Origin of the sequence: Mesorhizobium sp. M4B.F.Ca.ET.089.01.1.1, assembly GCF_004022605.1 — a bacterium.
Classification (GTDB): domain Bacteria; phylum Pseudomonadota; class Alphaproteobacteria; order Rhizobiales; family Rhizobiaceae; genus Mesorhizobium; species Mesorhizobium abyssinicae.
In genome coordinates this window covers 1-8,698 of sequence record NZ_RZOS01000239.1, presented here as the reverse complement: position 1 = coordinate 8,698, position 8,698 = coordinate 1, and the positions used below count along the sequence as shown (strand labels likewise).

Genomic DNA, 8,698 nt, shown 5'->3' with positions numbered 1-8,698 from the left:
GGCGGCCATGTTCGATCCGGACGAACTGGTCGTGCTCAACCGCACCCTTATGCACCATATGCCGTTTGCCGAGGCGCGCGACCGGCTGATCGTGCTGGGTGTTTCAGGCGACAAGGCGGAGCCGTTCTGGATGGCCGTGCGCGGCAACCTCGACAGGCTGGCCGACGCGGTTGCCTGGTGGCGTATCGTCGATCAGGGACCGCAGGAGCCGGCGGAGTTTTCCGGCGAGGATCGGGACTTCCTGCACCAGGCGTTCGACCTGTTGCCGGATGAGCCGTGGAACGGCACCGTCTGGAAGGACTGGACCGGCAAGATCCGCGAAGCAACCGGGCGCAAGGGCAAGGCGCTGTTCATGCCGCTCAGACTGGCGCTTACTGGACAGCCTTCCGGGCCGGAGCTTGCAGATCTATTGCCCCTGCTGGGTCGGGAAGGAACGATGGCCCGACGACCCTGACCTTGCGCTGCTCCGGCGGCAGCGCCGACACCGGCGATGTCGCCGGCTTCTCGGCCAGGCGTTTGATGGCGTCGCGGTCGAGCCCGCCTTCGGCATTGGCCAGCGTCTCCGGATCGGCGCCCGGATCCGGCTTGGTACCGGGCATGGGAACGAAGGGCGCCGTGGCTGCCTCGGGACCGGACTGCCCGGGGTTCGGCGGATTGCCGGCGATGATCTCGAAATTCTGCGCTTGCGCGTTGCAGCCGCAGGCCGACGGCCGCGCCATGTTGCTCTGCTTGTAGAGATAGGCGCTCGGTAGTTCGCTGTACGGCCTGCCAGTCACCGACGAGGTCATCGCGCCAGCATCGTCGTCCATGCCACGCGTGTAGAACACCTGCATCTCGGTGCCCGGGCAGCTCGATTCGCAATTCTTCTGATCGCGCTCGAAATCGCCATAGGAAGCGGCGTTCGACATCGGGAAGAAATAGCCGTCGCAGGTGCGCACGCATACGGTGCGGAATTCACCGTTCAGCCGCGGCAGGTCCATGCCGTCTGGCTGGTTGATGACGCGGCGGATGTTGCGCTCGCTCGGATCGTCCGGCGGCACGTCAGGCGCATCGGGCGTGTCGAGCGCTTCGAGCTCGCGGTTGCCGCCGCCAAAGAGCTGCTCGAACAGATTGCCGCCGCCGCCATTGTCGCGCGCGGCCTCCTCGATCGGAGCGCGCCTCGGCGCGATCTCGTCGTCGCGGCAGCCATTGGCATCGAGCGCCGCGAGGATACGGCTTCGGTCGCGGCGGGTGCCGCCGCCTGAAAGACGCTCGCGCTTCGCCAGCAGGGCATCGAGATTGGCGTTCATGCGATCGATGTTCGCGTTGATCGCGGCGCATTTGTTGACGTTGCGCGAAAACAGCGAAAAGCCGCAGCCGGCATCGCTCGCCCGGTTGCGCGCCTTCGCCATCTGTTCGCGTTGGCGCGCGATGGCGTCGTCATATTTGCGGATTATCGCCGGTCCGCCACCGCCGCCGCGACTGGCATCCAGCTCCGCCTCGAGCTGGCGGCACATGCGCGAGGCGGCCTGCGGCTCGGTCACGGCGACAGCCGACGTCGCCAGCGCCGCGAGCAGCGCCGCAAGGTGGGTCAGCTTCAACCCCGCGCCCTTCATTCGCCTGAAACCCCGATTGCCAGCCTGTCGCATAGACTAGCGTGTCCGCGGTTAAACCTGTCTTTACTTTGCAGCCGAAAGCACTTGAGTCTGCAACCCGCAGTCTACCGCAATATCCGGCATCAGCCCAGATTGACGACCGCCTGCGCCTTGTGCGCCGCCTCCACCACCGCCAGTGCCGTCATGTTGACTACGCCGCGCGAGGTTACCGAGGGCGTCAGGATGTGCGCAGGCTTGTCGGTGCCGAGCAGGATCGGCCCGACATGCAGTGCGTCCATCATGGCACGCAGCGCCGTCAGCGTGATGTTGGCCGAATCGAGGTTCGGGAACACCAGAAGATTGGCTTCGCCCTTCAGCCGCGAATGTGGATAGACGCGCTGGCGCAGGTGCTCCGACAGCGCCGAGTCGGCATGCATCTCGCCGTCGCACTGCAATTCGGGCGCGATGCGGGCAAGGATCGCCGCCGCCTGGCGCATCTTCAGCGCGCTAGGGGAATCGCGCGAGCCGAAGTCGGAATGCGACAGCAGCGCCGCCTTCGGCTCGATACCGAAACGCTGGATCTCCTCCGCCGCCAGCACCGTCATCTCGGCGATCTCCTCGGCCGTAGGATCGACCGAGACATGGGTGTCGGTGAGGAAGATGATGCCGCGCTGCGAGATCAGCATGGAGAGGGTCGAGAGATCGCGGTCCCTGATGCCGGCACGTGGGCCGATGATCAGCGTGACGTTGCGCAAATGCCGCTCGAAACGGCCCTCGAGGCCGCAGACCATGGCGTCGGCATCGCCGCGCTTCAGTGCCAGTGCGGCGATCACCGTGTTGTCGGTGCGCACCATGGTGCGCGCCGCTTCCGTCGTCACGCCGCGCCGGCCGGCAAGCTCGATCAGCAGGTCGACATAGTGGCGGTAGCGCGGATCCTCCTCCGGGTTGATCAGTCCGAAATCGACGCCCGGTTTGATGCGCAGCCCATAGCGCTTCAGCCTGACCTCGATGACGTGCGGGCGGCCGATCAGGATCGGTTCGGCGATGCCTTCCTCCAGCACCACTTGCGCGGCGCGCAGCACGCGCTCGTCCTCGCCGTCGGCATAGATGACGCGCTTGGCACTCGACGCCTTGGCCGTCGAGAACACCGGCTTCATCACCAGGCCGGAGCGGAAGACGAAGCGGTTCAGCTTGTCGATATAAGCGGCGAAGTCGGCGATCGGCCTGGTCGCCACGCCGGTGTCGCAGGCTGCCTTGGCGACGGCCGGTGCGATGCGCAGGATGAGGCGCGGGTCGAAGGGCGAGGGGATCAGGAAATCGGGCCCGAAGATCGGCGTCTCGCCGGAATAGGCGCGCGCCGCGACATCCGAAGGCTCTTCGCGGGCAAGGGCGGCGATCGCCCTGACCGCTGCCATCTTCATCTCCTCATTGATGGCGCTGGCGCCGCAGTCCAGCGCGCCGCGGAAGATGTAAGGAAAGCACAGTACGTTGTTGACCTGATTGGGGAAATCGGAACGGCCGGTGCAGATCATCGCATCGGGACGGGCCGCGCGCGCCGCCTCCGGCATGATCTCCGGATTGGGGTTGGCCAGCGCCAGGATCAGCGGCTTCGGCGCCATGTGCTGCAGCAGTTCCGGCTTCAGAACGCCGGCGGCAGACAGGCCGAGGAAGACATCGGCGCCGGGAATGACGTCGGCCAGCGTGCGCGCGTCGGTGTCCTTCACATAGGGGTCTTTCCAGCGGTCCATCTCGTCGGTGCGGCCCTTGTAGGCGACGCCGAACCTGTCTGTGACCCAGATGTTCTCGACCTTGGCGCCGAGCGAGACCAGCAAATTGAGGCAGGCAAGCGCCGCCGCGCCGGCGCCCGAGGTGACGATCTTGATGTCGGAAATCGTCTTGCCGGCGAACTCCAGCCCGTTGAGCACCGCGGCCGCGACGATGATCGCCGTGCCATGCTGGTCGTCGTGGAACACCGGAATGCCCATCCGGGCCTTCAACTGCTCCTCGACCTCGAAGCACTCCGGCGCCTTGATGTCCTCGAGGTTGATGCCGCCGAAGGTCGGCTCCAGCGCCGCGACCGTCTCGACCATGCGCTCGATCTCCGGCGCATCGATTTCGATGTCGAAGACGTCGATGCCGGCGAACTTCTTGAAAAGCACCGCCTTGCCTTCCATGACCGGCTTCGAGGCGAGCGGGCCGATATTGCCGAGGCCGAGCACCGCCGAACCGTTGGAGACGACGCCGACCAGGTTGGCCCGCGCCGTATAATCGGCGGCGGTCGCCGGATCGTCGCGGATCTCGAGGCAAGGGGCGGCGACCCCCGGCGAATAGGCGAGCGCCAGGTCGCGCTGGTTGCCGAGCGGCTTGGTCGCCTGGATTTCGAGCTTTCCGGGAATGGGATGCTTGTGGAAGTAGAGCGCGGCCTCGTCGAGGTCCGACCGGGCCGGTTTCTTGTTCTCGCTGTCCATGCCGGCCTCCTTGCGCTCCTGCTTCGCAGCCTTTTAGCATGCGACGCGAGCTTTTCGCGACGGCAAATGAGGCAATTGGCATTCACATCGGCGAAGCAGGAATAACCAAGTTATTTCAGCCTCTTGCGCCGAGACTCTGCGATATCGCGGGCCGCCGGCGCCGCCAACCGGTCAGAACGCGCTGACGTAGAGGCCGCCATCCACCGGAATGTTCTGGCCGGTGAGATAGCCGGCATGCACCGAACACACGAAGGCGCAGATCTGGCCGAATTCCTCGGGCGTGCCGAGGCGCTTGGCCGGAACGTCGGCGCTGATGCGGGCTTTTCGCTCGGCCGCGGCGGCGGGATCCTCGGTCGTGCCGGCCTCATGCGGACCACGCAGCCGGTCGGTGTCGAGCTTGCCCGGCAGCAGGCTGTTGATGGTGACGTTGCGGTCGACCACCGTGCGCGCCACGCCGGCGAGAAACGAGGTCAGGCCGGCGCGTGCGCCGGACGAGAGATCGAGGCCGGGGATCGGCACATAGACCGACAGCGAGGTGATATTGACGATGCGGCCGAAGCCGCGCTTCGCCATGCCGTCGATCACCGCCTGGATCAGCTCGATCGGCGTCACCATGTTCTGGGTGACCCCCTCGAGGATCTTCTCGCGGTCGAGCGTGCGGAAATCGCGCAGCGGCGGCCCGCCATTGTTGTTGACGAGGATGTCTGGGTCCGGGCAGGCGGCAAGCAGCGCCTTCTGCACCTCGGGCTTCGACACGTCGCCCGCGATCTCGATCACCTTGACGCCGAATTTTTCGCGGATTTCGGCGGCGGTCTTCGCCAGAAGGTCCGCGTTGCGGCCGTTGACGACGAGATCGCAGCCGGCCTCGGCCAGCGCGATGGCGCAACCGCGCCCAAGCCCCTTGCTGGAGGCGCAGACAATGGCCTTCTTTCCGCGAATGCCGAGATCCATGACGGTCTTCTCCCTTGATTGAGCGCGGCAAGCTAGCGCTTGGGCTGGACCAATCGCAACCGTCATACGGTTGTTGCATGAATCGGGGCATAGGCTCTGCGAAAGCAACGGTGACAAGCGATGTCCGGCCCAGAGCCCCGCACTTTCCGATCGATGTTCATCTCCGACATCCATTTGGGGTCGAAGGCGGCCAAGGCCGACTTCCTGATCGATTTCCTCCGGCATCACGACGCCGATATCATCTATCTGGTCGGCGACATCGTCGATGGCTGGCGGCTCAGGCGCAACTGGCACTGGCCGCAAAGCCACAACGACGTCGTGCAGAAATTGCTGCGCAAGGCGCGCAAGGGCGCCTCGATCACCTATATCGCTGGCAACCACGACGAGTTCGCGCGCCAGTTCCAGGGCGTGCATTTCGGCGGCATCGTCGTTGCCGACCGCGCCATCCACGAAACCGCCGACGGCCGGCGCCTGCTGGTCATCCATGGCGACCAGTTCGATACGGTGGTGCACAACCAGCGCTGGCTCGCCTATCTCGGCGACTACGCCTATGACGCGGCGATGCAGGTCAACCGGATCATCACGCGGCTGCGTCAATTGCTCGGCCTGCCTTACTGGTCGTTCTCATCCTGGGCCAAGGTCAAGGTCAAGAAGGCGGTCAACTTCATCGGCTCGTTCCAGACCGTGCTGAGCGACGAGGCGCGCCGCTCGCATGTCGATGGCGTCATCTGCGGCCACATCCATCACGCCGCGATCGAGAACTACGGCGATGTGCAATACATCAACACCGGTGACTGGGTGGAAAGCTGCACGGCGGTGGTTGAGCATTTCGACGGGCGCATGGAAATACTGACCTGGGCGCATGTCCTGCCCGAGGCTCCGGCCGGCAAGGACGTGCTCGTTCCCGTCAACATCAAGGGCAGGGCGGTGCAGGCGGCCTGACGCCAGGCCCCTGCGGGCGCAAACCCGCGTTAATCGATTAGTCCAGCCGGTTTCGCCGGGTTCTTCTCCATGTTAGGGATCGCCATACGTTGCGGCCGGTAGAACGCGGCGTAATTGGATCGATTCATGTCCTTGCCGCCGCTCACGCCTGAACAGCTCGTCAAGCCGCGCCATTTCGAGCTGCGCATGAGCCTGATCTTCGCCACGCTGTTCGTGTCACTCGGCACGCATCTGCCCTACTTCCCGCTCTGGCTGCAGGCCAAGGGTTTCCATGCCGAGCAGATCGCCGTCATCCTCGCGGCGCCCATGTTCCTGCGCGTGGTGACGACGCCGCTGCTGACAGCGCTTGCCGACCGGGCGCGGGACCGCGCCAATGTTTATATCGCGCTGGTAGCCGCATCGATGCTGCTCGCCGCCGGCTATTTCCTGCCACCCACCTACGCCATCGTGCTCGTTGTCTCGCTGGCGCTGACCGTCGTCTGGACACCGCATTCGCCGATCGCCGATTCGCTGGCGCTATCGGGCGTGCGCCGCTTCGGCTCCAATTACACCAGCATGCGCAAATGGGGCTCGATCTCCTACCTCTGCGCCAATGTTGTCGGCGGCTTCATCCTGGCGCACACGGGCGCCGAGGCGGTGCCGGTGATCATCTTCGTCGCGCTGGCTGCGGCCCTCGCCGCCGGCCTGCTTGCGCCGAGGCTTGGCCGTCCGCGCCGCGCCTCACCGCTTTCGGCGGCTGACATCCAGCATTCGGCGCCGACGCTCCTCAACGCCTATTTCCTCTATTTCACCCTCGGCGTCGGCATCATCACCGCCAGCCATGCCTTTCTCTACGGCTTCGTCTCGATCTACTGGAAGTCGATCGGCATCAGCGACACCGTCGTCGGCCTGCTGTGGGCCTGGGGCGTGGTCGCCGAGGTGTGCATGTTTGTGATGTTCACGCGCATCTTCGGGTCCGTTTCCGTTGCCACGGTGATGCTGATCGCCGCCATCGGCGCGATCGTGCGCTGGATCGCCTTTCCGCTGATCTGGCCGCTCGGCCTCGGCATTGCCGGCTTCTTCGGCGTCCAGACGCTGCACGCCGTATCGGTCGCTATGGTATTGATCGGCCTGCAGAAAATGATCGGCGAAACCGTCTCGGAGGAGCGCACGGGTGCCGCGCAAGGCATTGCGTACTTCTTCAACGGCTTCTTCATGGCCGTGGTGACGCTGGCGTCGGGCCCGCTCTACGATCGCTTCGGCGTCGACGGTTTTCTGGCGATGATCCCGATCGCGCTCATCGGGCTGGCGCTGATTGCGCTCGCCGCGCGCTCAGCCCCACAGCGTTCGGTCGGGGGGTGACACCAGCGACCCCTGGTACACAAGGCCGGGCGTGCGGTCCCTGGCGAGCAGCAACGGACCGTCGAGATCGACGAAGTCGGCGTCCTGGGCCAAAAGCACGGCCGGCGCCATCGCCAGCGAGGTGCCGACCATGCAGCCGACCATGATGTCGAAGCCGAGTTCGCGAGCGCGGTCGCGCAGCACCAGCGCTTCGGTCAGGCCACCCGTCTTGTCGAGCTTGATGTTGACGGCGTCATAGAGGCCGACCAGCGCGTCGAGGTTCTTCGCCTCGTGCACGCTTTCGTCGGCGCAGATCGGCACCGGATGCGCGATCTCGCGCAGAATTTCGTCGCGGCCGGCGGGTAGCGGCTGTTCGATCAGCGCGATCCCTTGTTCGGCGGCGAAGGCGAGGTTTTCGACGATATTGTGCTCCGTCCAGCCCTCATTGGCATCGAGGATGATGCGGCTGCCGGGCGCCGCCTCGGTGACGGCACGGATGCGGGCTTTATCGTTGTCGCCGCCGATCTTGACCTTGAGCAGTGGCCGCGCTGCATTGGCGCGAGCCTGCGCCGCCATCGCTTCGGGCTCGCCAAGCGACAGCGTGTAGGCTGTTTCCAGCGCTCTCAAGGGCACAGCGCCGATTGCATGCGCCACCGGCGCGCCGCTCAGCTTCGCTTCCAGGTCCCACAAGGCGCAATCGATGGCGTTGCGCGCAGCGCCGGCGGGCATGGCGTGGATCAGGGCAGCCCGGTCGATTCCGCCGGCGATCCGCCCGCGCATCGCCTCGATCGCTGCCTGCACGCCGTCCATGGTCTCGCCATAGCGCTTGTAGGGAACGCACTCGCCGCGCCCGGCATGGCCGTTTTCACGGATCGTCACCGTGATGACTTCCGCCTCGGTCTTCGATCCGCGTGAGATCGTGAAGGCTCCGGCGATGGGAAAACGCTCGGACTCGACCGAAATGACACGCGCCATATTTTTCTTCTCCGGCTGTGCGACAACGGGTCGCCGGCAAATGACAGCCCGGTTCCGGCAGGCTAAACAGGACGCCATGTTGACCATCCGCAAACGCGACGCAAGCGGCACCGCCGCCAAGGAGCCCAACGGCCAGCCGCGCGTCGCGGTCGGCCAGGAGGGCGGCGTTCTCGGTTGCGCCTTCTCGGGGAACTGGACGACGCGCACGGTGGCGCTCGTCGACGCCGAGATGCGCAAGATCGAAAAGCGCAGCGGCGTCAAATCCTTGGCGCTCGATCTTTCGCATATCGACAAGATGGATACCGCCGGCGCCTGGCTGATCGACCGCCTGGTCAGCGCCTTCGAGAAGAAGGGCATCGAAGTCACCATGCAGGGGCAGAGCGAGATCGCCTCCATCCTGCTTTCTGCCGTCGGCGACGCCGTCCGGCGCGAGCCCGAATCGGGGCCGGCCGGTCCGCCCAACATCAT

At 65.5% G+C, this 8,698-nt stretch carries 7 protein-coding genes and 1 pseudogene; 4 read left to right on the top strand and 4 right to left on the bottom strand.

The genetic code is table 11. The features are described 5' to 3' along the window. Positions 1-454, top strand: a pseudogene (locus tag EN780_RS20920) (glutamate--tRNA ligase); the annotation flags it as partial. Here EN780_RS20920 and EN780_RS20915 read toward each other — a convergent pair. The 3 genes from EN780_RS20915 to EN780_RS20905 form a co-directional block, all read right to left on the bottom strand. Next, on the bottom strand, positions 372-1,595 hold the full coding sequence (locus tag EN780_RS20915; protein WP_128275189.1) for a DUF2865 domain-containing protein: 1,224 nt from the start codon (positions 1,593-1,595) through the stop codon (positions 372-374). The pseudogene EN780_RS20920 and the gene EN780_RS20915 overlap by 83 nt on opposite strands. A 122-nt stretch (positions 1,596-1,717) precedes the next feature. Beyond that, positions 1,718-4,042 carry an NADP-dependent malic enzyme gene (locus EN780_RS20910; RefSeq protein WP_128275188.1) on the bottom strand — a complete coding sequence of 775 codons (2,325 nt, stop codon included), beginning with the start codon at positions 4,040-4,042 and terminating at the stop codon, positions 1,718-1,720. Between the two features lie 171 nt (positions 4,043-4,213). Further along, positions 4,214-4,993: an SDR family oxidoreductase gene (locus tag EN780_RS20905; protein WP_128275187.1), complete on the bottom strand. Its 780-nt coding sequence runs from the start codon at positions 4,991-4,993 to the stop codon at positions 4,214-4,216. 120 nt (positions 4,994-5,113) lie between these two features. Between EN780_RS20905 and EN780_RS20900 the strand changes: the two genes are divergently transcribed. Then, entirely contained in the window at positions 5,114-5,935 is an 822-nt protein-coding gene (locus EN780_RS20900; RefSeq protein ID WP_128275186.1) for a UDP-2,3-diacylglucosamine diphosphatase, read from the top strand. Between the two features lie 126 nt (positions 5,936-6,061). Beyond that, entirely contained in the window at positions 6,062-7,276 is a 1,215-nt protein-coding gene (locus tag EN780_RS20895) for an MFS transporter (protein WP_128275185.1), read from the top strand. On the opposite strand, the gene dgcA is transcribed toward EN780_RS20895, so the two are convergent. Beyond that, positions 7,247-8,230 (bottom strand): N-acetyl-D-Glu racemase DgcA, encoded by a 984-nt coding sequence (gene dgcA / locus EN780_RS20890; RefSeq protein ID WP_128275184.1) that lies wholly within the window; start codon positions 8,228-8,230, stop codon positions 7,247-7,249. The two genes, EN780_RS20895 and dgcA, sit on opposite strands and share 30 nt — an antisense overlap. A 76-nt stretch (positions 8,231-8,306) precedes the next feature. On the opposite strand from dgcA, the gene EN780_RS20885 reads away from it, so the two are divergent. Next, positions 8,307-8,698, top strand: a 392-nt coding sequence (locus EN780_RS20885; RefSeq protein WP_128275183.1) for an STAS domain-containing protein, incomplete at its 3' end; no start/stop codon positions are given.